General features: G+C 43.6%; 22 protein-coding genes. 9 read left to right on the top strand and 13 right to left on the bottom strand.

The window, feature by feature from the left end; translation table 11 throughout:
* Window positions 1–7: 7 nt before the first annotated feature.
* From WMO29_RS15490 to WMO29_RS15480, 3 genes are all read right to left on the bottom strand, one after another.
* Entirely contained in the window at window positions 8–1822 is a 1815-nt protein-coding gene (locus tag WMO29_RS15490; protein WP_349165403.1) for a PEP/pyruvate-binding domain-containing protein, read from the bottom strand.
* Between the two features lie 67 nt (window positions 1823–1889).
* Complete coding sequence (locus WMO29_RS15485; RefSeq protein ID WP_349165411.1) at window positions 1890–3152, bottom strand: Glu/Leu/Phe/Val family dehydrogenase; 1263 nt, start codon at window positions 3150–3152, stop codon at window positions 1890–1892.
* A gap of 31 nt (window positions 3153–3183) precedes the next feature.
* Window positions 3184–3693, bottom strand: a complete 510-nt coding sequence (locus WMO29_RS15480) for a PLP-dependent aminotransferase family protein (RefSeq protein ID WP_435391201.1) — start codon at window positions 3691–3693, stop codon at window positions 3184–3186.
* 194 nt (window positions 3694–3887) lie between these two features.
* On the opposite strand from WMO29_RS15480, the gene WMO29_RS15475 reads away from it, so the two are divergent.
* The gene (locus WMO29_RS15475) at window positions 3888–4829 is read left to right on the top strand and encodes a LysR family transcriptional regulator (RefSeq protein ID WP_349165402.1); all 942 of its coding nucleotides are present in this window, start codon (window positions 3888–3890) and stop codon (window positions 4827–4829) included.
* Between the two features lie 4 nt (window positions 4830–4833).
* Here WMO29_RS15475 and WMO29_RS15470 read toward each other — a convergent pair whose 3' ends face one another.
* Entirely contained in the window at window positions 4834–5547 is a 714-nt protein-coding gene (locus WMO29_RS15470; protein ID WP_349165400.1) for a DUF554 domain-containing protein, read from the bottom strand.
* A 114-nt stretch (window positions 5548–5661) separates the two neighbouring features.
* On the bottom strand, window positions 5662–6363 hold the full coding sequence (locus WMO29_RS15465) for an HAD family hydrolase (RefSeq protein ID WP_349165399.1): 702 nt from the start codon (window positions 6361–6363) through the stop codon (window positions 5662–5664).
* A gap of 261 nt (window positions 6364–6624) precedes the next feature.
* Here WMO29_RS15465 and WMO29_RS15460 point away from each other — a divergent pair, with 261 nt between their 5' ends.
* Both WMO29_RS15460 and WMO29_RS15455 read left to right on the top strand, forming a co-directional pair.
* A complete protein-coding gene (locus WMO29_RS15460; protein ID WP_349165398.1) occupies window positions 6625–7254 on the top strand; it encodes an amidohydrolase family protein in 630 nt (209 codons plus the stop codon).
* Window positions 7255–7305: 51 nt separating this feature from the next.
* Window positions 7306–7695, top strand: a complete 390-nt coding sequence (locus WMO29_RS15455) for an amidohydrolase family protein (RefSeq protein ID WP_349165409.1) — start codon at window positions 7306–7308, stop codon at window positions 7693–7695.
* Between the two features lie 99 nt (window positions 7696–7794).
* On the opposite strand, the gene WMO29_RS15450 is transcribed toward WMO29_RS15455, so the two are convergent.
* The 3 genes from WMO29_RS15450 to WMO29_RS15440 all read right to left on the bottom strand — a co-directional run bounded on the left by WMO29_RS15450 (window position 7795) and on the right by WMO29_RS15440 (window position 10054).
* Window positions 7795–8970, bottom strand: coding sequence for a pyridoxal phosphate-dependent aminotransferase (locus tag WMO29_RS15450; protein ID WP_349165397.1), 1176 nt, complete (start codon window positions 8968–8970; stop codon window positions 7795–7797).
* 39 nt (window positions 8971–9009) lie between these two features.
* Window positions 9010–9261: a winged helix-turn-helix transcriptional regulator gene (locus WMO29_RS15445; protein WP_349165396.1), complete on the bottom strand. Its 252-nt coding sequence runs from the start codon at window positions 9259–9261 to the stop codon at window positions 9010–9012.
* A 118-nt stretch (window positions 9262–9379) separates the two neighbouring features.
* On the bottom strand, window positions 9380–10054 hold the full coding sequence (locus WMO29_RS15440) for a Sir2 family NAD-dependent protein deacetylase (RefSeq protein ID WP_349165395.1): 675 nt from the start codon (window positions 10052–10054) through the stop codon (window positions 9380–9382).
* Between the two features lie 328 nt (window positions 10055–10382).
* Here WMO29_RS15440 and WMO29_RS15435 point away from each other — a divergent pair, with 328 nt between their 5' ends.
* Complete coding sequence (locus WMO29_RS15435) at window positions 10383–10907, top strand: hypothetical protein (RefSeq protein ID WP_118625206.1); 525 nt, start codon at window positions 10383–10385, stop codon at window positions 10905–10907.
* A gap of 332 nt (window positions 10908–11239) precedes the next feature.
* On the opposite strand, the gene WMO29_RS15430 is transcribed toward WMO29_RS15435, so the two are convergent.
* Window positions 11240–11887: a Crp/Fnr family transcriptional regulator gene (locus tag WMO29_RS15430; protein ID WP_121708407.1), complete on the bottom strand. Its 648-nt coding sequence runs from the start codon at window positions 11885–11887 to the stop codon at window positions 11240–11242.
* Window positions 11888–11978: 91 nt separating this feature from the next.
* Between WMO29_RS15430 and WMO29_RS15425 the strand changes: the two genes are divergently transcribed.
* The 3 genes from WMO29_RS15425 (at window position 11979) to hcp (ending at window position 14980) form a co-directional block, all read left to right on the top strand.
* Window positions 11979–12689 carry an ATP-binding protein gene (locus WMO29_RS15425; protein ID WP_349165394.1) on the top strand — a complete coding sequence of 237 codons (711 nt, stop codon included), beginning with the start codon at window positions 11979–11981 and terminating at the stop codon, window positions 12687–12689.
* Between the two features lie 13 nt (window positions 12690–12702).
* A complete protein-coding gene (locus WMO29_RS15420) occupies window positions 12703–13035 on the top strand; it encodes a cupin domain-containing protein (RefSeq protein ID WP_349165393.1) in 333 nt (110 codons plus the stop codon).
* Between the two features lie 304 nt (window positions 13036–13339).
* A complete protein-coding gene (gene hcp, locus WMO29_RS15415) occupies window positions 13340–14980 on the top strand; it encodes a hydroxylamine reductase (protein WP_349165392.1) in 1641 nt (546 codons plus the stop codon).
* A 285-nt stretch (window positions 14981–15265) separates the two neighbouring features.
* On the opposite strand, the gene WMO29_RS15410 is transcribed toward hcp, so the two are convergent.
* The 3 genes from WMO29_RS15410 to WMO29_RS15400 are packed head-to-tail and all read right to left on the bottom strand — an operon-like array spanning window position 15266 to window position 20081.
* Window positions 15266–15934: a hypothetical protein gene (locus tag WMO29_RS15410; protein ID WP_118700149.1), complete on the bottom strand. Its 669-nt coding sequence runs from the start codon at window positions 15932–15934 to the stop codon at window positions 15266–15268.
* Window positions 15935–15938: 4 nt separating this feature from the next.
* Window positions 15939–18911, bottom strand: coding sequence for an HsdM family class I SAM-dependent methyltransferase (locus WMO29_RS15405; protein WP_349165390.1), 2973 nt, complete (start codon window positions 18909–18911; stop codon window positions 15939–15941).
* Window positions 18912–18938: 27 nt separating this feature from the next.
* The gene (locus WMO29_RS15400; protein ID WP_349165389.1) at window positions 18939–20081 is read right to left on the bottom strand and encodes a Fic family protein; all 1143 of its coding nucleotides are present in this window, start codon (window positions 20079–20081) and stop codon (window positions 18939–18941) included.
* Between the two features lie 1010 nt (window positions 20082–21091).
* Between WMO29_RS15400 and WMO29_RS15395 the strand changes: the two genes are divergently transcribed.
* Window positions 21092–21475 (top strand): plasmid mobilization protein, encoded by a 384-nt coding sequence (locus WMO29_RS15395; RefSeq protein ID WP_004611844.1) that lies wholly within the window; start codon window positions 21092–21094, stop codon window positions 21473–21475.
* Window positions 21462–21728, top strand: a complete 267-nt coding sequence (locus WMO29_RS15390; RefSeq protein WP_118505091.1) for a hypothetical protein — start codon at window positions 21462–21464, stop codon at window positions 21726–21728. Before WMO29_RS15395 ends, WMO29_RS15390 begins: the two co-directional genes overlap by 14 nt.
* Window positions 21729–21843: 115 nt before the next feature.
* Here the strand turns inward: WMO29_RS15390 and WMO29_RS15385 are convergent, their stop codons facing one another.
* On the bottom strand, window positions 21844–23106 hold the full coding sequence (locus WMO29_RS15385; protein WP_349165388.1) for a hypothetical protein: 1263 nt from the start codon (window positions 23104–23106) through the stop codon (window positions 21844–21846).
* Between the last annotated feature and the right edge of the window lie 9 nt (window positions 23107–23115).

Below are 23115 nucleotides of genomic sequence, written 5' to 3'. Positions count from 1 at the left end.
TGGTTTACTACTTCTCGGTCTTTCTGTCAACAGTTTTCTTTATCCTGCATACCGCGCGCCCTTCTTTGGCGTCCAGTAAAAGCCTTGCATGGTTCTCCGATACGTCAAACACCCGTATCATGTTTCCGAATTCCGCCTTATCCGGCCAGATTTCCCCGAACACATCGTGGAAGGTGTTCAGATAATCCGGACGGTAAATCTTCGTCTTGCTATTTTCATTGATGGCGCCGTAGTAGATGTCCGCCTCCACCAGCTCCTGAAACATGTGGCTGCCGTAGGACAGGGACGGATTGTAACCGGCCTTGCTGTAGGCCACCTCGCAGATGGCAGAAAAGCAGCTCACATCGGAATACTTCACCGGCACGCCAAGCTCCGGGGACGACGTACCGCAGCGTCCCGGCACCAGCAGCATCATATGCCTGCCCTGCTGGCTGAAATACTGGTTGATGACGCCGATCATATGGGCCGCGTCCGGCTTTTTCGCATATGGATACTCGTAATATTTCTGGGGATCCACCCAGACGATGATATCCAGCTTCTCCTCCTTGGAGCGCCACATGGAGGTTCTTCTGACGTCAAATAAAACCTCCTCCTCGTTGCCCTCCGGCATCACGAATTTCTGCTTGGTCACCTGGCGGAGCGGCCTGCACTGGAACAGATTCAGGTGAATCTTTCCGTCTCCGCCCTCCTCCATGGCAAACTCAATATCCACAGGGCGGCCATATTCACTCTCCAGCATTTTCAGAATCCGCTGCATCATGTTCATAAAATCACTGTCATGGGCGATACCCTGACAATCCGCGAACAGCACCGGGCGGTACCGGCCCATCTCCTGGAGCCGCTGTTCCGCATCGGTGTCATGGCTTAATACCAGCTTCTTCCCACGCTCCGGCAAAAGGGGTGTCAGCTCCTCCAGCCAGATTGTCTTATGCGCGGCATTTTCCAGATCAAGCACATCCACCTGACGCTGGGAGTACTTGTGGCGCTCGCCCGCGGAAGCATACAAACTGCCCCGCGCGCGATCCAGATCAATCAGTCTCGGATAGTCGCCGGGGGTACGTTCCACCGCTCTGGTTCCCAAACCCAGTACGATACGCAGCATGCCGGCCTCGGGATTCATCTGCTCCATCCATTTGTAAGGATTATAGGAGCAGCCCATACCGGCCGCCAGCGGAAGGTAATAGCTTCCCATGCGCATTCCTTCCACCCGCTGAACCAATAAAGCCATTCGTTCATCTGTATGAGTCAGGCCGCGGGTTCTGCGGTACTCTACCGCAGATTCATTCCAGACACTTTTGTATACACGGAACACCGCCGCCTTTAATTCTTCAATTCGCTCGTCTTTCTTTCCCTGATTGGTACAGAAGACAGATTCGTATTTTCCGGTAAATGCGTGGTCAAAGCCATCCTCCAGGGTGCTGCTGGAACGAACCACATAAGGATCGCCGCCCAGATGGGCCAGCAGTTCCCCGAATTCCCGTTTCGTCCGCTCGGAGAAGGTCTCCTCCCAGAGATATTCCGCAAATACGTCGGATCCGATAAACCAGGAATGGTGCGGGAGCAGCAGTGACTCATATTCGGGAAGCTTCTCTTTTATCAGCTTTCTGGCAAGCAGTACGCCGCAGGCCTTTCCTCCGATGACTCCGTCGCCGACCTTGTGGCGCAGGACCGTCCGGTAGTCTTCCTCGTCAAACCATTTCACAATCAGCTTCTCCATCCGCGGCTCACGGGTCATCAGCTCATTGCAAAGCAGTCTCTTTTCCTGAAATTCCAGCGTCTGCCCGCTTTCCAGCTTTTCCCTTACTTTTTTCAATTCACTCACTCTGCTCTCCAAGCTACTCACTCCGTTCGCAGCCGCTCCGCGATGCGCAGTGGCTGCTATATTTTTTCTACGGCCAGATCGCTCTCGCTTTCTTAGCCTTTACTACACGGTCCACCGCGATCAGATACGCGCCTGTACGCAGGGGAACCTTCTTTTCCTGTGCAATATTGTATACAGCTTCGAAGGAGTTGTTCATAATACGCTCCAGCTTCGCGTTGACCTCTTCCTCGGTCCAGCTGACAGACTGGATATTCTGTACCCACTCAAAATAAGATACGACCACGCCGCCCGCGTTGGACAGGATGTCCGGTACGATGACGACGCCCTTTTCGTTCAGAATCGGGTCTGCCTCTGCGGCGGTCGGACCATTGGCTGCCTCTACGATAAGCTTCGCCTGAATCTTATCCGCGTTGGTTCCGTTGATCTGATTCTCCAGCGCAGCCGGTACCAGAACAGTGACAGGCAGCTCCAGCAGCTCCTCGTTGGTGATGCGGGTCATACCATCTTCCTCATAGCCGGACAGCAGGTTCTTACGATCCTTGCCCAGATATGCCAGGATAGCCGGAATATCCAGACCCTCTTTCTTATAGATGCCGCCGGATACATCGCTGACAGCGACTACCTTCATGCCTTCCTGATGGAGTAGCTTGGCTGTAATGCTTCCCACGTTACCCATACCCTGTACGGCTACGTCGGTGCCCTTCATCTCCATGCCCATTTTCTTCATGATATTTCTTGTGGTGAACATAACGCCGCGTCCGGTGGCCTCATTTCGTCCCAGCGCTCCGCCCAGCTCGATGGGCTTTCCTGTAACGACGCCGTGTACGCAGTGTCCCTTCAGCATACTGTAGGTATCCATCATCCAACCCATAACAGCTGCATTGCTTCCTACGTCCGGAGCCGGGATGTCCTGATCCGGTCCGATCAGAGGCATGATGGCTGCGGTAAATCTTCTGGTGATGGCCCGAAGCTCACGCTCGGAAAGCTCATGCGGATCGCAGACCACGCCGCCCTTGCCGCCGCCGTAAGGAATATTTACAACTGCGCACTTGAAGGTCATCCATGCTGCCAGCGCCTTGACTTCGTCGTTATTTACCGCCGGATGGAAACGGATACCGCCCTTGGCCGGTCCGCGGGATGTGGAATGCTGGATGCGGTAGCCCTCAAATACGCGGGTGCTTCCGTCGTCCATCACCACCGGAACCGATACCTTCAGCTCGCGCTCCGGATACTTCAGCGGCTCGATATCACTCTCACTGTAGCCCAGGATCTGTGCCGCCTCATCCATAACCTTCAATACGTTTTCATAAGGATTGTATGCCATAATGATTTCTCCTTCTCTATTTTACCCCAAAATTTTCTCAATTGCAGCTATTTTTACACATAAAACAAAAATATCCATGGCCTTGGAAAGCTCGTCCTCCGTCGGATAGGACGGCGCGATTCGGACTGCTCCAGGTAGCGTAAGAGGTGTCCCCCAACCCCTCCGTAAGCTTATTCAGCACGATATCGAATTTCTGTCTTAACAGATCCGCCAGCCTCTTCATATGAAGTCTTATGTTCTCCGGCATCTGGAAATACTGTACGTGACGCAGTTGATTCAGCTTGTCATGGCTGATGGTCTGCGCCGACATATGCTTCCAAAGCTCCGCAATATTGCGGCTGCTGGAAGATATCATATGGTGTACGCCGTAGGCATTGTCCCAGAAGATACGGAAATCGTCTGCCGCCGTCTCCATGGACGCCAGAGCGTCTACCACCGCGTCGCTGTAGCATACGCCGCTGGGATTGGAATGAAGCGGTACGCACCACATACCCTTTACCAGGGGATCCTGCACCAGCTCCTTTGACCGCTCGTCTACCTTTCTCATAAGTGCCTCCTTTTTTCTTTTTTGGTAGTCTTTTCTCCTTGTATTTATTATAAAATCGCGGTATGATATTAGCAAATATCTATATTTATATGTTATATATAATTATTCATCTATGACTATACCGTATTTTCTGCTTAAAAAGCGCATTTTATCTGTCATTTTCATCATCGTTATATAATTAACAGGGGGATTTTATGTTTAGTGGTATCAATTATGTCTATGAGGTATATAGGACGCAGAGTTTTTCCAAAGCGGCGAAGAATCTCTACATTTCTCAGCCGTCTCTGAGCGCCATGATTAAGAAAATAGAAGCGAAGGTGGGTGCGCCGCTTTTCGACCGCAGCACCAATCCCATCCAGCTGACCGAGTACGGAGAACAGTATATCCGGATTGCGGAAAAGATTATGGATTTGGAAGATGAATTTGCCTATTATACGGATAATCTGAATGAATTGAAGACGGGGCATCTGTCCATCGGGACTACATCCTTCTTCGCCTCCTATATTCTGCCGAAATATATCTCGCAGTTTTCGGCGGCTTATCCCCATGTGAAGGTAAATCTTTACGAGGCCGATTCCCAGACCCTGGCACAGAAGGCCTCCGTCAATGAGGTGGACATGGTCATCGACAATTTTCACACCAACGACGACATCTACTGTCACCGGGTTCTGATGAAGGAATACCTGCTGCTGGCAGTCCCGGCTTCCTTCCCGTCCAACCGGCGGGCCACCCGTTATCAGCTGACCTGGGAGGACGTAAACCTGGATACGCACCTGAATCCTTCTTTCCCGGGGGTCCCGCTGGAGAAGTTCGCCGAAGAACCCTTCGTGACCCTGCGGCTGCCCAACGATACCCGCAAGCGCATGGAAAATATCTGCCAGAACGCAGGCGTAAAGCTGAATACCATCCTGAAGCTGGATCAGCTGCTGACCACCTATCACCTGACGGAAAATGGCATGGGCGCTTCCTTTGTCAGCGATACCGTGGTGAAGAAATTATCGCCAAACCAGAATATTATCTACTATAAGTTAGACGATCCGAACGCGGTACGAAATGTGACGCTGTATTATCGGAATCATAAATATCTGACACGAAGCATGTCGGAGTTTATCAAGATCGTACTGGCTAATCAGTAAAGCTTTATGCCATCAGCACTGCCACAATCAGCGCCGGCAAAAGATTCGCCACCTTAATGGTCTTCGGCCAGACCAGATTCACGCCCACGCAGAAAATCAGGATATTTCCCACCATGGACAGGCTGTTCAGCACCGGAGCGGTCATATACCCGGACAGCACCACGGCCAGGGCGGTAATCAGTCCCTGCCAGGCTGCCACCGGAATAAAGGAAAAGATACAGCCCTTCCCCATGGAAGAAGCCATAATCAACACAATGACAAAGTCCAGTATGGCCTTCGCCACCAGCGTAGTATGGTCGCCGTAGATACCGTCCTGAATGGCTCCCATGATACCCATGGCGCCAATGCTGACCGTCAGGGACGCCGTCACAAAGCCGTTGATAAACTGATTATCCCCGTCGCTTCCTGTCTTGTGTTTCAGCCAGCTTCCGAATCGTTCAAACTGATGATCCAAATCGATGATTTCTCCTGCAAACGCTCCGATCACCATGGAAAGCACAATGGTCATGGAGCCTGTCGTATCCAGCGGCAGCCCGCTCTTAGTCGTCACCAGCATTTTTGAAAATGTACCGCCTGCGCCGAGAAACATCACAGAAAACCCGGTCGCTTTCATAATCGTTTCCTGATATCTCTCTTTGATCAGCTTTTTACAGCAGATGCCGACGATACCGCCAGCGATGATCGCCAGAGCGTTGATTAGTGTTCCCAAACCACTCATTTTATGTCATTCTCCTTCGTATATCATTTTCTGCAATACCTGTTCTAACAGCTCTTTCAGCTTCTCCAGCTCTATGGGCATCCTTTTATAATCAAGTGTTTCATTGAAAATTTATCAATCTGCACACTGTTTTTCCAGTAATGCAATCAGCTCCTGTTCTGAACGTACCTCATAATCCGGCATCACCTTTCCCGTGGCCTGATGCCCTCTGTGATTAAACCAGACGGCTTTCCAGCCCGCGCCCTTGGCTCCCAGAATATCATGTCCGTAAGCGTCTCCCACAAAGCAAAGTTCCTCAGGCTTCAGTCCCAGCTTTTCCCGGGCTGCCTCAAAAATCTCTTTATGGGGCTTTCCCACGCCCAGATCCCCGGAAATCCAGATCCGCTCCATGGGAATCCACCGCTCCACACCCAATGCGCGCACCTTATCGCGCTGATGCTCCGACGGGCCGTTGGTAATAATTCCCAGTGTCATTTTTCTTGACAGCTCCTCCAGCATCCGTTCCATCTCTTCTGTCATCCGGATCTCATGCTGACGCTTCTCATATACACTCTGAAACTGCAGCGCCGTGGGCCCGTCGATGATTTTCCCATAATCCCGGAACGCATTTCCCAGGCGGTAGATGTACATCTCCGCCATGGAAATCTCCCCGCTTAAAGACCGATCGTAGATCAGATCGCTATACTTTCGGCTGGCCAGAAAAGCTCCCTCCAGATCCATCTTTTCCCCGGGAAAGAACTCCCGGAAAGCCTCCTTAAATGGGATGGATAAATCATATAACGTATCATCGATATCAAATAAAATTGCCTTAAGCATATGCGCTCCGCCTTTCCGGAATTGGATTTTTGTTCTAAAGGCAGTTTAGCATAAATAGGAAATTTTGACCAGTTGCTTAATTAAATTCCCAAGGATAAGCCAGGCACGATCTTATCCCCTGAAAATGAATCATTTTTCTGTTCTACCGGTTCAAAACCGGAGAAATCACCGGCAGCCCTGCGCATAGGTTTTTCCGCTTGCCAAGCCCATTACCACCGGTGTATAGTGAAGGTAATCAATTCGTGAAATTGGGGGATTACTATGAACTACGTATTTACAAACGGAAAGCTTCTGGACGGAAACCGGGACATGCAGGTGCAGACTGGGCTCTGTATTTTGGTGAAGGATGGGTTGATCTCGGATATCGTGCCGGATACGGCGGATGTGACGGGATATCGGAGGGTGGATCTGCATGGGCATTACATTCTGCCGGGCCTTATTAACATGCACGTACATCTGGCCGGAAATGGCAAGCCGCAGAAGAAGCAGCGGGACAATGAAAAACTGGTAAAACGGATCATGAGCACCAGGCTCACTCGAACGATTGCTTACAAAATGGTCTGTGGCTTCGCAAATGACGAACTCTTAGGCGGCGTCACCACCATCCGGACGGTCGGCGGTCTGGGCGATTTCGACACCCGCCTGCGAGATGAGATCACGGCCGGTTCCAGGGTTGGCCCCCGCATTCTCGCCTCCAATCAGGGAATCTCTGTCCCCGGAGGACACATGGCCGGTTCGGTGGCTGTGGCAGCGGCGAACATTCCCGAAGCCCTGGCGCAGCTGGAAAAGGCCCGGTCGGAAAAGGTCGATCTCATCAAGCTCATGATCACCGGCGGCGTTCTGGACGCCAAAGAAAAGGGCGTGCCCGGCTCTGCCCTACGCCCTGTTTGACCGCTCCATCACCAACGCCACCGAGGTGGAGCAGTACAATGGAAATGTGGTCTGGTCTTCGAGGGTATCATCGACTGCGCTAAGGCGGCCCTGGCCAACGATATTCCGGTGGTTCTCGGCAACGACGTGGGCTGTCCCTGGATTACCCAGTATGACTTCTGGCGAGAGCTCTATTATTTCCACAAATATGTGGGTGTCTCCAACGCCTTCGCCCTCTACACCGCCGCCAAGCGCAGCGCCGAGCTGGACGGTATCGGGCATCTGACCGGCTCCATTGAGAAAGGCAAGGCAGCGGATCTTATCGTTACTGCGGAGAATCCGCTGGAAGATCTGCGGGCATTGCGGAATCTGGAGCTGGTAGTCGCACGGGGCAATGTAATCGAACATCCTGTGATTAAAAAGAGGAAACAGGTTGAAGCTGAGCTGGATAAGTTCTTATAATCTGAAACATATTGTGCCAACTTATCTATGTAATATTATATAGACACGTTTTAAAGTGAAAGGCTTCCTGACTCTCTGTGCGGTCCCATGTCAGGATTTTTATTTCAGTTCTTTCAGCTTTTCCAGCCGTCCAAGCGCTTCGTCCAGAGTCTCCTTTTCCCGGGCAAAATGCAGGCGGATCAGGTTGTTGACCTCTTCCCTGAAAAAGCTGGATCCAGGAACGGCGGCCACGCCAATCTCTTTGATCATCCACTCGCAGAATTCCAGATCCGTAAAGCCCCGGAACTGCGGCAGCTCCAGAAACTCGGAGATATCAATCAGTACAAAATAGGTCCCCTGGGGCACGTTATGTTTCAGCCCGATCCGATCCAGTCCCGCCAGAAAATAATTCCGTTTTTCCGTGTAAGTCTCCAGCAGCTTTTCGTAATAATCCTCCGAATACTTAAGGCCCACTGTCGCCGCCTCCTGTAAGGGCGCGGCCGCTCCCACGGTCAGGAAATCATGCACCTTCTTGGCCGCCTCAATCACATAAGCCGGTCCAATCAGATAGCCCAGTCTCCAGCCTGTAATGGAGTAGGTCTTTGACAGAGAATTGCAGGTGATCGTATGCCCGTACATGCCCGGCAGGGAAGCCATACAAATATGCCGGTTTGGCGCGTACACCATATGCTCGTACACCTCGTCGGTCACCACAAAGGCGTCATATTGGACAGCCAGCTTCCCGATGGCCACAAGCTCCTCCTCGCGGAACACCTTTCCGCAGGGGTTGGATGGATTGCAGACAATGATAGCCTTCGCTCCGTCCCGGAAGCCCTGCTCCACCAGCCGGATATCAAACTCATATTCCGGCGGAACCAGCGGAATGTAGATGGGCTCCGCCCCGGACAGAATGGCATCGGCACCGTAATTCTCGTAAAACGGGGAAAATACCATCACCTTATCCCCGGGATTACAGATGGTCATCATGGCACACATCATCGCCTCGGTTCCGCCGCAGGTCACCACGATCTCTGTGTTTGGATCGATGATTCTGTGGATAGCCTTTCCCTGCTTTGCAGCCAGCGCTTCCCGGAAATTCTGGGCTCCGTAGGTTATAGAATACTGATGCGGCCCCTCATAGGCGGCCTTCGCCAATGCGTCCATGATTTCCTTTGGCGGATCAAAATCAGGAAAGCCCTGTGACAGATTGATGGCTCCATATTGATTGCTGATACGTGTCATTCTGCGGATAACAGAATCCGTAAAGTTTCCAACCCGTTGGCTTAATTCCGGCATATTTTTGTCTCCTTTACAAATATCAATTTCTATGAAATCTCATCTGCGATGATCGCACTTCTGGTACTGTGTCATGGTGTTTTCGCTGTCTTCTTTATAAAAAATATCTGACCACTCACAGATGCCCCGCAGGATGGGCACGACGGATTTTCCTTTCTCCGTCAGGAATAATTTCACCGGGGGCGGAATTTCATCGTAAGATTTCCGATCAATAATACCATCTTCAAACAAATCTTTCAAGGTTGCCGCCAGCACTGCGTCGGTAATAAAAAATGAAATTGTGAATTCCACTCTCCCTAGGTAATACTTGAACATATCTACAAATCCATTCCTTGTGTATGCTCATCCACAGCCTCTCTGATTCATAACTTTGAATCCTTATTTATTTTTGCTAAAATCTCTGGTAAAATCAATGATAAATCGCCGTCAACCCCAATTGATTTCTCCTGAATTTGTTGTGGAAACTGTCGATAAAATCCATGTAACATTCACTCTGTGCCTGCCAATCTTTGCCTCGTACAAACGCTTGGTTCACCGGCACATGAATCTGCATGGTTCCGCCGCAGATTGGGCATCTCGGCAGATATTCAGCCGGAATTTCCATTCCCTGCTCATGCTCCCTCATTGTAAATACAACCTCACGGTTAGAATACACCTGAGCGTGGCATCCTCTGGCGCACTGCATATCCTTCATGTTGCCCTCAATCTCAAAAATAGATTTCCGATCAAATCCTGCCACCGCAAAATGGTCGTCCGTGTTAGAAGTCACCACAAAATGCGGTTTCTCCTTTACCAGCATATATAAGGTCTGCATTAGAAGGCTGGATTGTGTATGATACATATAGTAATACGCCATGCGGCTGTAATAGCTCCACATCTCGTTTTCCGTTTCAAATCTGCCAAAGCTCCCTTGAATCAGGCTACGGATTCCATACTTTCTCTGAAAGTCTGCGAAATGGCTACGAAACTTCTCATCATTGGCAAAAATATTATAACCTTCGGCAATAGACAGTCCATTGCTGGCTCCAATCAAGATACCGTCTGCCTCTTTTATTTTTTCTGCAATCTGCTTATACTGTTCCATCTGGCCTTCTCCTTATCTTTGAATATCCGTTTCCGGTTTGATTGATTCAATCAGCATAATGACCGGACGCAATCCATCCACACAGGTGAAAATGCCTTTATCATCGTCAACCATCCACGTTCCTTTCGGCTGGAGCATTTTTCCCTCTGACAACTTTTTCACCTGTGCTCTTATTGGTTCCCATGACTCATACAATTGGAGTAGAAATGCAATGAGTAACAATGAAACATTAGCTACTGCACTGGATAAAGATTTTGTTAAAAAATTTGCAGATGAATTTATGTTTTTATATAATGCGCACAAACATGATTAAAAGGAGGATACACATATGGATACTATATACACTACTGAATTAGTCGCTTTAGGAGCATCTCTTGCAGAATTAGCAGTAAAGGGAACTGCCACCGCAGTCTCAACAAAAATCAAAGCTATCAGAGATGAAAAGAATACTGATAAAGTTCGTAATACTTATGACGAAATTGTGAGCGAACTACTTTTGGAACGTGACGAAGCAATACGTATTGCACAGTCTTACAAGTCAGAACTTGAAAAAGTTGTTATTAGTGACGAAGATATTCAACACTTACATAATACCGTTTCAAATATACTTGAAATTATTAAATCTATACAAATCGCAAATGCCCTTCCAAAGGGAGAAGATGAAATTGCGAAGGTCAAATCTCAAGTTGAAAGCTATGAACAAATCAAAGAATTAATTAGTGTTGACACACTAAAAACAATGCAATTATTAGGTTTTAACTATAAAGCAGCAATCGGAGAGCCTTTAACAGAAATATGTGCAAATGCGATTTCAAAATTAGGCAATAAAACTACTGTATCTAAACGTAAATAAATATTTTGTACCCAAATCGTACCCATTACCATCTAAAAAATCCCTACAAAGCCCATAAATACAAGCTTTGTAGGGATTTACCTTTTTACTCAAACTCGGCAATTACTAATCAATTTTGTTTAGAGATTATTCTCTGTCGTGTTTACAGTTCTTTTGATTATTTGATTTATCCATATTATCCTGCCTATACAGGCTAATGTTATCATTTTGTTATCGGTGTTGATAACACTTGCTCTGTAACTGTGGATAATAGCACTATATTCTATTTCAAATCATAAGCGATTTTGCTTAAAAAATCAATCCCTATTCAAATTCATACCATTCCTTAAATCTCAATCTTTGAGCAAAATACGATTTTTTTTGTATTCAATCATGCCATCTTTCTGCATTTTAGAAAGCTCGTTGCACATAGTACTGCGGTCAACATTCAAGTAATCTGCTAATTGCTGGCGGTTATATGGAATCAGAAAAGAATTGCTTCCGGCATGTTTTGCGCATTCTGAAAAATAAGACATCAATCGGCCTCGTATGGATTTGGAACTGGTGTGCAAAATCCTTTGTGAAAGTTGCAGACTTTTATGAGCACAGACAGTCAGTAGATTTCGTGCAAGGTTTGTATGAAAAGGGCAAGCGTTTGTGCAGGTAGTCAGAACACGTCCCACATTCATAAACAACACAGAGGTATCTTCCACGGCAGACACTGTAACCAGCATCGGCTGTCCCGGAATACAGGCATATACCTCAGCAAATACAGAACCAGGTGCAACACTTCCTAAAATGCTGGTATTCCCCCAAATATCGTTACAAGATATCATTGCCATGCCTGACAGTACAATGCCGATATTCTCTATAATACTCCCTTCTGAAAGAATTACTTCTCCTTTTTTATAATTGCGTTTTACACTATTCAAACAGCTTAAAAGCGAGAAGATGTCATCTTCTTCTAACCCACGGAATAACTGCATATCGGATAATTTCATATTTTTTACCCTTTCGTTGTTATAACAACAGATTTTTATTTTTAATTATAATATATTATGCCCAGAAAGACAAGAGAAAGGATGGTATAAAATGATTCGAAGAATTATCCAAATAGATGAAGAAAAATGTAACGGATGTGGTGCGTGTGCCGAAGCTTGTCACGAGGGTGCAATCGGCATGGTAAACGGCAAAGCAACACTTCTGCGAGATGATTATTGTGATGGTTTGGGAGATTGTCTGCCAACCTGCCCGACAGGTGCAATTTCCTTTGTGGAGAGAGAAGCTGCCGCCTATGATGAAAAAGCTGTGCAGGAAAATATGAGGAAAAAAGCGAAAAGCAATCATGCCGTTGTTCCCCATACAGGCTGCCCCGGCAGTCGAATGCAGCGTATTCAACATTCACAAGAAACAACTCCTTCTGCCCGGGTACAAACAGAATCACAGTTGGGACAATGGCCATGCCAAATCAAACTGGTACCGACTAATGCACCATATTTTGACGGTGCAAAATTGTTAATTGCAGCGGATTGCAGTGCATACGCCTATGCCAGAATGCACGAGGATTTCATGCGTGGGAAAATTACGATTATCGGCTGTCCAAAGCTTGACAGCATAGACTACAGCGAAAAGCTGATGCAGATCATTCAAAACAACAACATTCAAAGTGTGACGGTTGTACGCATGGAAGTTCCCTGCTGCGGCGGACTGGAATTAGCTACCAAAAAAGCGTTGCAGGCAAGCGGAAAATTCATTTCTTGGCAGATTGTTACGATTTCGTTGGGTGGTAAAATTTTGGAATAAAAGGAGAGATACTATGAGTAAAAAAATGAAAAACATTGCTCAATCAGAAGTACTGGCGCTGAGAGAACAAATTTCTTATCAGGAGGGGCAGATTGTCAGCAAAACTTTGACACAAAACCAGGCAGTAAGTATTACCCTGTTCTCATTCGCAAAGGGCGAAGAGATCAGCACCCATGAATCGGGTGGGGACGCCTTCGTCACCTGCTTGGATGGTATCGGAAAAATCACGATTGATGGCGTTGAATATCTGCTGCACGAAGGAGAATCTATTGTCATGCCAGCAGGTCATCCCCATGCGGTATATGGGCAGGAAGCGTTCAAGATGCTTTTAGTAGTTGTATTTTAATCAAACGCAAAATTGACAAAGGAAGGTGATTTTATGAAAGCAACAAAAATAGATAAGGATCTCTGCATTGGCTGTGGGCTTTGCTGTGGATCTGCGCCGAGGTTTTCCGTATGAACGAGCAGGGAAAGGCTGAAGCGTATCAACCAGAAAACGCTGAAAAATCAAGGTGCTGTACAGGAGGCCATCAACTCGTGTCCTGTGTCTGCAATCGCCTGGGAAGATTAATTCAAACGCGTCTATATGCTTTTTTGATTGAGAAGAAACCACATTATTTCAAATTTTAATAGTTTTTAGGAGGCATATTATGGAACAAAAAATGTTTTGCTATCAGTGTCAGGAAACCGCCGGGTGCAAGGGCTGCACCATGTCCGGCGTATGCGGAAAGAAACCTGATGTAGCGGCCATGCAGGATCTGTTGGTCTATGTTACAAAAGGAATTTCGGCTATTACGACTGCATTGCGTCAGGAAGGTAAACAGGTCTCTGCAAAAATCAATCACTTGATTACTCTGAATCTGTTCACTACCATTACCAACGCAAATTTTGATAAAGAGAGCATTGAATCAAGAATCCGTGCTACACTGACCGAAAAGGAAGTTCTGCTAAAGCAAGTTACCAATCTGACTGTTCTGCCTGAAGCCGCAAAATGGAACGGAGCTGAAAACTGGGAAGAAAAAGCCAGAACTGTCGGTGTTCTTTCTACCGAAAACGAGGATATTCGCTCTCTGCGCGAGTTAATCACCTACGGTTTGAAGGGACTTTCCGCTTACTCGAAGCACGCAAATGTGTTGTTGAAGGACAACGATGAAGTTGACGCATTTCTTCAGAAAGCACTGGCTGCCACGCTGAATGATAGCCTTAGTGTAGAAGATCTGATTGCTCTAACAATGGAAACAGGAAAATACGGAGTATCCGGTATGGCAATGCTGGATAAGGCTAACACAGACAGCTATGGAACCCCCGAAATTACAAAGGTAAATATCGGTGTCAGAAAGAACCCCGGCATTCTGGTATCCGGCCACGACCTGCGCGATTTGGAAATGCTGTTAGAACAGACACAGGGAACTGGAGTGGATGTGTATACGCATTCCGAGATGTTGCCAGCTCATTATTATCCCGCTTTCAAAAAATATCCTAACTTTGTTGGTAATTATGGGAATGCTTGGTGGAAACAAAAAGAAGAATTTGAATCCTTTAACGGTCCTATTCTAATGACAACCAACTGCATTGTTCCTCCTAAGGATAGTTACAAAAACAGGCTTTACACTACCGGCGCTGTGGGATATCCGGGATGTACACATATTCCGGGAGAAATTGGCGAACAAAAAAATTTTTCTGCGATTATTGAGCATGCAAAAAAATGTGTCGCTCCGAGTGAAATCGAAACCGGTGAAATCATCGGCGGATTTGCCCATGCACAGGTTCTGGCTTTGGCAGATAAAGTTGTAGAAGCTGTAAAAAGCGGTGCTATCAAAAAGTTTGTGGTTATGGCGGGCTGTGATGGTCGAGCAAAGAGCCGCGACTACTATACAGAATTTGCTAAGGCTCTGCCGAAGGACACTGTCATTCTTACTGCCGGTTGTGCAAAATATAAATATAACAAGTTGCCTTTAGGCGATATCAATGGCATCCCACGTGTTCTGGATGCAGGTCAATGCAATGATTCCTATTCCCTTGCTGTAATCGCCTTGAAACTCAAAGAGGTCTTTGGGCTTGACGATATTAACGATCTGCCAATTATCTATAATATCGCATGGTACGAGCAAAAAGCAGTTATCGTTCTTCTGGCTCTTTTATATCTTGGTGTGAAGAATATCCACCTTGGCCCTACACTTCCGGCATTTCTCAGCCCGAATGTTGCAAAGGTCTTGATCGAGAACTTCGGCATTGCAGGAATTGGCACTGTGGAAGAGGATATGGAGAAGTTTTTCGGTATTAACGCATAAAAAATACTCCGTCAAAAGAAATAGATCCAACAGACATAAAGAAACCTCGAAAACCCTTATAAAATGGGCATCCGAGGTTTTCTGTCTGTTATTCGGATCTGACAAGAGTGCATGATCTGCGGCACCCGTATGTCAAGCCCAAGACAAAAAATATAATTCTGAAAAGCAGAAATCCAAGCTACCAACATAGATTTGATAGCTTGAAATCGCTACTTTTTACTCACTATCTATACGAGTAGAACATAATAGGCAGAAACATTATTCTTCAAACAAAACACATATATTTTAATGAGAAAAATCAAAAAACAAATGATGTATGGTTATTTCCTGATTATCAAGATTCCGCATATGCTGTGAAGAGTACTGCGGTTCCATATAGCGTAACTCGCGGGACAAATTGCTTACTGGCGTAACTTTTGCAATTTCAGAAACAAGTTCGTTTACAATTTCTGGAATCTTGCCACTTAACACATACCCAATAATTGAAGATTCTGATGACTGTGAACCATACCGTCCTGAGATATAATTTTTAACTCCTGTCTCAACATATCTTTTGATTTTATCTTTCTTATGATTATATAGATTCTTGCATTCTGCGCCAAAATAACTGTTTGAAGTATCCCAATCACGAAAACAAAAATCAATGGTGGGCTTATATCCACGCTTCTTCTTTAATGTAGGATCTTGATATTGATGTACTGGGCCAATGCTGTTTATTCGTAGAATAGTAGCTCTATTTTCACTGGTCCATCGTAGCGATATTTTCCCATACCATTCCTGTGTAATATCATCTTCTTCAGTGTTTTCAGTGATGGTAATGCTTGTATCGGCAATCATGTCATGATACCCCTGCCATAGAGTCAATAATATTTCGTTGATACCAGCAGGACCAAGTCGCTTTGCCAAATCGTCCGGCACAGCTGAAGATGCTGTTATATTTCTTATACTGCTCATAAAATCACCTCCATGCTTTGGAAATATCTTCGAATATTTCATCTGCATCTCTGCAGGCAGCAGAATATGTCCAATATTTGCGTTGCGCTGGTTTAACAATGAAAATCTTTTCTCTCTGATAAATACGGAGGTTTCTTCTCACGAAAACCATTTGTTGATTATCGACCAATGAACGGTCCAAGTTTAGGAGTATTTCATTAAGCTGATCATTGTTGGTTATAACATTTAGATCCTTTGTGGTGGAATGCTCAACATTTAACACAAGAACAGATAGTGGAGCATTGCCAAAATATAGGTCGCCAGAAAAGCCCATGCCAGTTCCAAATGTCCTAGTCAGTATCCCTTTTAGAGAAGCGTAATATAGTTTGTAGTTATCAATGCTCGGTCTGAAAAAAGATACTGAACGATTTTTATTTTTAAAATAGTCGTAAACATAGTCAATAACATCATCTATTTGGTAGCACTCATATTCCTTTAAACGATACATATTTCGTGCAAACTGTTCCAACAGGTAATTCTCTTTTGGTGAGTTTACTAATTTATCAAAGATGTTACAAGCTTCTGTGAGTTCAGCATCGTTGGGTTTGGGGATTGGCGTCTGCCAAATGTCCCCGGCCTCTAACTCGTCCCGTTCTACTAGCCACTTTCTATTTGTAAGTATATGATAATACGAAAATACTCTTGAACCTATTATCACGCTCAAGTACTTAAGCTGTTCAATTTCACCGTGAATTCCCAAAAGGCTATGGTTAAACACAGCATCATAATCCAACACTTCTGAAAGAAATGTTCCATTTTTATGGCTCTGTTTAATTATCAAATGTGGAGCAGCAAAAATCTCTCTAGCATTTTTGACAACGCACTCAAAGTCATGGAAATCAACTATCGGAAGTTCGTCGGATGAAACATAATATGGTTTAAAGGATTTTGCTTCTATCAATGGAAGACCTGTGAAGTCATAACATTGATGTTTCCGATTTCCTCTTTTGAACCCTTCAGCAGTTGTCATGTGATTTTCTTCAATAAATGATGCCATAGGTGCAAAAGTACTTTGCATTTTTCCTATTAATTCAAGATCTCTAGGTGCTCCCCACATTGCAATTTTCCAGATTCTATCGTCATCAATAATGTCATGCGGAATTCTACATATATCGGTAGGATCAATAGAAAACTTCCTGGTATCTTCAATTGTATAAATTGGCTTTGGTGTACAATAAATTATTGGTTGCTTGAGCTCTTCCCTTTTGGGAGTATAGATAATGGCAGCAGCGGGTCCACTAGCGTGATCAAATAAAAATTTTCTATATACTGATAAATTTATAATCGCTAGAACATTGTTATCCGAAAAAAGATTTGCTCTATACATCCTACTTTTATCAGACCTATTAAAAAGCAATCCCTTACTAGGCATAAGGAGACAGATAATTCCGTTTTGTTTGCACAACTCTGAACACTTGATAGAAAATGCCTGTGCAATTTGCTTATCACCTATAACACGATTTACTTTCTTCAAGTACTCTTTCGTTTTTTCGGTAATGTTACTCTGCCAAGGTGGATTACCAACAATGACATCATATCTTTCTTTATTAAAAGACTTATCCTCATCGAAAAAATCACTTGAAATCAAGTTCTTACCTAATAGAGAAGGAAATGAAAGCTTATCCCAGATGCTTCGTGGGTCTAGGAAGTCACACATTGCTAAACTAAGGCTAAACGAGGCGACTCGAATTGCCTCTTCATTAATATCTACACCAAAAATACTATTTTTCAAGAGAAGATTTAGTCGATCACAGGTGATTGCTTGAACAGCGTTTTGTGACATCCATCTACAAACCAGTCTTCTATATGCTTCAACTAAAAAAATGCCCGAACCGCATGATGGATCAAAAAATGATATATCTTTATATTCGCCTTCCCAAGGATACACTTCATCCATGACCAAGTTGACAAGATGGAGAGGTGTATAATATGTTCCTTTCTCATCCTCTTCGTCTGACAAATGAAAAAATAACTCGTAGATACTACTGATTAACTGAATGGGGATAATGTCAAAACTATAAAGCGGCCATAAGGTAAGTTGTCTGCTCTCCAATTCGCTGTTACCTAAAATAAATGTGCGAAGCTCATCCAAATCATCTTGAGTAATGATCTCTGTTTCAATTTCTGAGACTTGCAGCGTATCACCATCAAATTTGTCTTTAAGTGTTAAAAATAAGTTATAAGTTGCTTCTTTACTGTTCAGCACATCAGTATACCATTTCGCTAACTCCATAAAATTGCAATAAAAATCTTGTGGAAATACGGTTTCTCCGTTTGAATCTTTTCGTTCTTCCAGATATTTAATAAAAATCGACCGGCTGAGCAAAGCGTGAACTACACCCGTAATTATTTCTTTGCTCTTATCGCATCTTTTACTGATTTGATTGATCAATGTTCTGCGCATTATTCTCAAATTTGATATTAGTGTGGCATCAACTCGATTTTGAGCATTAAACCTCGTCATGCTTTGACGCCAGTATTCGCCACTTTCAAGCAAGGAACGATGATACTTCTTTAAGGCAAGTTGCTGTGAAACCAATCCATCTGTTAAACTTAACGTTTCAATTATCCCTGCAGTAGGATCAAGATTTCCATTCTCAATGACTTGCGGTGTTTCATAGTTGTTATAAATCAAAATTTCATCTGGAGTCACCACGAATAACAACGGAGCCTCTCCGAGATTCCAAGAAAGACGATGTAACTCTGCGACTTGTTTCGCATCATATTTTTGAATAACGGAAAAATAGATAAGCGGAACTTTAGCAATTCCGTTTACATCGCGAAGAAAATATACAGCGTCAATTCCTATCTTTTCATGAACTTGTGTATAAAATAGTCTTTGAAAGGAAGTCATGCTCTGCAAATTGTCTTCTGTAGCCAAACCAGTACCGCTATTTATATCAAGGCATTCGAATATGCCATTTAGTAATTCACTCATATTTCTGCCTCCACATTATTTTTCCAACTAGTTACATGTTACTTGATTGATACTTGGTAAAGTAAATATAAAATCAAGACAAGTATATTCCCATATTCGATTTCTCGTGCTATTGTTTCTTTGCATAATTATATTATATTTTTTCAATGTAGCAAATGCCTTAGAAACTGAATTATATGATAAGTTTAAATGCTCTGCTGTAATAGGAATACTGGTAACAGGAGATACTTTAAGGTATTCATACACACTCCAAACACTTTTTGTTTTCGGTACTTTGGCTCTTAACTTTTCCTCATCTAGTTTAATTGTTTCTTCGTATTTTTTGAGCAGATCTACACTAGTTTGAGTTGCTTCATTGATAATCCGTATGAAATACTTGATCCAACGCACGTAACCGCCGCTGTATTGCGTTGAACTGAGTATATCAAAATACTCGTTTTTATTAAAGAATAGGTGCTCAGATAGACACAGCCCAGATAACGCTTTGCCTGCAATTTTTTTCAGTACCATGAATATTAGAATACGTCCAACAATTCCATTATATTTCTCAAATGGATGTATCATTTCAAATTGATAGTGTACTAACGCAGCTTGAATCAAAGGATCATCCTCACTGTCATAGAGGTAAGCAGAAATATCGGCCAATGATGGCAAAACATCTTCTGGAGCTGTTGGGTTATAGGTTTTTAAGTTTGATATTGCGCGTTGTAAAAATGTTTGGGTGTTGCGTATACTTATTTGTTGTTCTGCTTTATCACCATATAAAGCGATGCTACATATTTTGCTATATTCCTGAGCTGCAAACTGCATATCTGCGGCTGATTTATAAGCTGACATTAAATTTTTTATAGACTCTATATTACCCTTTCCAGCCTCTCTTTTAACTAATATATTTCTAAAATCTAATGCACCATAATAATCTATCATTTTGGAATAAGTGCATTCCTTTAAGAGCATCAATTCACAAAATGAGTTTTTATTTGGTGCATACTGAAGCAACCCTTCTAATAATCCAAGAGTGTGATATGTCTCAATCAAAAGCGCCATCAGTTCATCATCTATTTTGAAAAATGTATTACCTTTCAATGGACGCGGTGTGAAAGTATAGTATATAAAATTCAACTTTCCATTTTTTCTTTGTTCGGTGTAATCTCCTGTATATGGATGCATTTTTATCCCTCAGTATCTATTTTATTTATTTCAATTATAGCAGATAACTAAAAACAATAAAAGTGACATCACAGTATTAATTTCAATAATGCGCTAAAAAAATGAAATAAAATAACTAATTTAACTTTCATGACTTAGGCATTCCCACGCAAGTATGCTCATAGAGCTTGGGTTCTCCGCTCTGAAAATTGCAGACCGGCTGAATCAGTTCCGGAACCAGTAAAATGAAGTTGAAATTACCCGCTGATTGTGATATATTAAGCATAAAGAAAGGCACCTGCTGGAACAGATGCCTCTCAGGAGCCCCACTCCAAAAGGTGGAGTTTCCCGAGCTAGCTTGTTTCTCTAAATAGAGACGCCTACTCTGGTTGCGACAGAGTAGGCATTTTTATTTTCGCTTGTTTTTCTTGTCGAGAAAGGCAAACAACGCAATAACTAAGCTGCCAAAGGACATCAGCAGAGCTAATATCCCAATGAAAATCGAAATGATCTCATAAGCTGTCATCGGCGCCACCTCCCTTCCTATGTATTCCGGAAAACCGGTCCATTGGCTCGGGAGGCTACCACCCCCTGTCGTGGGTTCCATGGCTGTCATTTTATCACACATCACGACAATTTTCAATCCAGTATAATATGCGTAGAGAAAATAATGGTGTCATTTTTCAACATCACACTAGCATCACGAAGCAAAATAAAAGAGCCACAATCCCTATAAAATAAGGATTTATGGCTCAAATGTCCGTTATTCAAACTCTTCCCCAAGGAAGTATCATCAAATCAAAAATGCTGATTTTATGCGGCATTTCACCTCATCTGTTTCATCTAATGTTACTCTTTTCATATCGTTTTCAAAAACTTTAGTAGCAAATTAGTTGCAATTATTCAATATTGCATCTACGAAATCCATGGCAGATATAATCTACTTTTACTACTAAAAACGAATAATCAAATGTGGCTTGCTGGTGATTAACTGTGCCTGCTGCCACACCCACTATGAAAGGAGCTTTTCTATGAGCAATCAACATAAACATCCAACTATAAGTTTTAGAATCAGCGATGCTGAACGCAAACAAATCGAAACCCGCATCCTTGCCAGTGGCATGATGAAAAAAGATTACTTTGTCCGTTCCTGCATCTATAACCGCATCTGCGTTGTCGGCAAGAAAGAAACTATATATCCTCTTGTGCAGACTGTTAATGCTCTGTATCTGCAACTGCTCGAAATGCAGAAAACATTTACTGAATGCCGTGAGCACCAAACTTTAAACAATCTCCCTACAAGCAATGAAATCAAGGAACTACAGACCGATTATAACAATATGCTTACAGCCATCATTGATCTGCTTGATGGTGCTAAGTATCTGTGGGAAGGAGAACACCATGAAACAAAATAAGCCTTGTTACCTGTTTGGTATGTATGAACCTGATACAAATTCCGTTATTGTTAATGCCCTCAATAATACATATACGGGCACGCCTCTTACTATCAGTTGCAAAAAATGTAATTCATCTGTCTTGCTTGATACACCGGATGATATTGCATATCTATATCGGCTGGCACAGGAAAGCCCTCTGCTTTATGCTGAATTGGCTTGCAAACCTAATGGATTACAGGAATATGTGAATGCTATGAATGAATTTAATTGATTTTCCCAAAATTAAAAGAGCATTTTATTGGGGTTAGTCTCATCTACGTCTCACCAGTCTCAAGAATATTTTGAGACTGGTGAGACTATGTTAAAATTCCAGTATTTTATTTGAATTACAATTTCTTCTCCACCTTCTCCAATTCATCCAACAATGCTGTTTTTCTTGGATATCTCTGCTTCAATTCCTCAATTAACAACTTGGCAGTATCATTACCCTTCCATTTTATAAGCTGTGCAATATTCTTCGTTATCTTCTTATATTCACGTCTATCCTTTGCCTGAGCACAACTCTCACTTATTTTCTTATAACACAACTTATATACCTGTTCCGGATATTCCTTCACCAAATATTCCCCATAATAAAACAAATCATACGGATTCTCCATTACATCATCAAGCAATCTCTTCTTTTCATTTTCAGAAATAAGAACACTACGATAGCAAACAGTTCGCTTGCTATCCTTTAATTCATCCAATAGGCTCTCGTAATTTTCATTCCACGCACCACACTTTTTATAAATCTGTTTCAAAACATCCCAGAACTTCTCATTTCCCATTAATAGCAGTTTTTTTGCCTGTGTGATTTGCTTTTCCGTACTGTTTGCTGTCTTATATATGTCATATAGCATATTATTCCAATCTTCCGGATTACTGCTACGATAATGCCATGTCTCTTCTTCGTTTGCTTTCTCTAAACAAAGTTTCTCTGCTTCATCATAGTTCTTGTCTTCCATAGCATCCTTGATAGCAATAATACGGAGTTCATTTATTGCAATATTCTGATATAGTTCCTTCTGTGTATTCTTTTTGCCATATAAATGTCTATGTAAAAGGTATCTTACAATCAAATCTTCTTTTTTCGTATATTCCGGGTAATAATCCTCCCGTGAAATTTCCAAAAGGGTATCCAAAACCTTTTCAAGCTTCTTTGCACTCTTTTCGTCGCATAGGCAAATCCCACATTTCAGCAAATCATAACGCCAATCAGTCCAACCATCAAAAACACTCTTTTTTGCCTCTTTTATAATCAATGCAAGTGCTTGATCCCTCATTTGTTTGTCCTGTTTTTTGATTTCTTTTGTGCATTGATCTATCAGTTCGTATGTACACATGATAACATCCGTAAGCATTCCCGAACTACTATCTGCATGAGATGCTAACTTAACACCGGCTATCAAAATGTATGTAGTCGCCTCAAGTGCAACCAAATAAGCACGCATTTCTAAAGTCTCAGCACACATATCAAGACAGTCATGCATATCCATACAAATATTATCGCAGCTGCTCCAACCAATGTATCCGCGATGGGTGTTACATTTAATTGATGCAGCGATTGTATTTTTCACTATTGGCATAATATCTTCTGTGGGTATCATAGCAGCACC

It is taken from the genome of Laedolimicola intestinihominis (assembly GCF_040096155.1).
GTDB lineage: Bacteria > Bacillota > Clostridia > Lachnospirales > Lachnospiraceae > Laedolimicola > Laedolimicola intestinihominis.
The sequence above is the reverse complement of the archived record's forward strand: the minus strand, read 5'-3'. Positions and strand labels throughout refer to the sequence as shown.

What these genes read in the sequence shown, in the direction of transcription:
- WMO29_RS15480 (WP_435391201.1), bottom strand. Translation starts at nt 3,693, where the DNA reads ATGAGAAAGGTAGACGAGCGGTCAAAGGAGCTGGTGCAGGATCCCCTG.
- WMO29_RS15475 (WP_349165402.1), top strand. Translation starts at nt 3,888, where the DNA reads ATGTTTAGTGGTATCAATTATGTCTATGAGGTATATAGGACGCAGAGT.
- WMO29_RS15470 (WP_349165400.1), bottom strand. Translation starts at nt 5,547, where the DNA reads ATGAGTGGTTTGGGAACACTAATCAACGCTCTGGCGATCATCGCTGGC.
- WMO29_RS15465 (WP_349165399.1), bottom strand. Translation starts at nt 6,363, where the DNA reads ATGCTTAAGGCAATTTTATTTGATATCGATGATACGTTATATGATTTA.
- WMO29_RS15460 (WP_349165398.1), top strand. Translation starts at nt 6,625, where the DNA reads ATGAACTACGTATTTACAAACGGAAAGCTTCTGGACGGAAACCGGGAC.
- WMO29_RS15450 (WP_349165397.1), bottom strand. Translation starts at nt 8,970, where the DNA reads ATGCCGGAATTAAGCCAACGGGTTGGAAACTTTACGGATTCTGTTATC.
- WMO29_RS15440 (WP_349165395.1), bottom strand. Translation starts at nt 10,054, where the DNA reads ATGGAACAGTATAAGCAGATTGCAGAAAAAATAAAAGAGGCAGACGGT.
- WMO29_RS15435 (WP_118625206.1), top strand. Translation starts at nt 10,383, where the DNA reads ATGGATACTATATACACTACTGAATTAGTCGCTTTAGGAGCATCTCTT.
- WMO29_RS15430 (WP_121708407.1), bottom strand. Translation starts at nt 11,887, where the DNA reads ATGAAATTATCCGATATGCAGTTATTCCGTGGGTTAGAAGAAGATGAC.
- WMO29_RS15425 (WP_349165394.1), top strand. Translation starts at nt 11,979, where the DNA reads ATGATTCGAAGAATTATCCAAATAGATGAAGAAAAATGTAACGGATGT.
- WMO29_RS15420 (WP_349165393.1), top strand. Translation starts at nt 12,703, where the DNA reads ATGAGTAAAAAAATGAAAAACATTGCTCAATCAGAAGTACTGGCGCTG.
- hcp (WP_349165392.1), top strand. Translation starts at nt 13,340, where the DNA reads ATGGAACAAAAAATGTTTTGCTATCAGTGTCAGGAAACCGCCGGGTGC.
- WMO29_RS15410 (WP_118700149.1), bottom strand. Translation starts at nt 15,934, where the DNA reads ATGAGCAGTATAAGAAATATAACAGCATCTTCAGCTGTGCCGGACGAT.
- WMO29_RS15405 (WP_349165390.1), bottom strand. Translation starts at nt 18,911, where the DNA reads ATGAGTGAATTACTAAATGGCATATTCGAATGCCTTGATATAAATAGC.
- WMO29_RS15400 (WP_349165389.1), bottom strand. Translation starts at nt 20,081, where the DNA reads ATGCATCCATATACAGGAGATTACACCGAACAAAGAAAAAATGGAAAG.
- WMO29_RS15395 (WP_004611844.1), top strand. Translation starts at nt 21,092, where the DNA reads ATGAGCAATCAACATAAACATCCAACTATAAGTTTTAGAATCAGCGAT.
- WMO29_RS15390 (WP_118505091.1), top strand. Translation starts at nt 21,462, where the DNA reads ATGAAACAAAATAAGCCTTGTTACCTGTTTGGTATGTATGAACCTGAT.
- WMO29_RS15385 (WP_349165388.1), bottom strand. Translation starts at nt 23,106, where the DNA reads ATGATACCCACAGAAGATATTATGCCAATAGTGAAAAATACAATCGCT.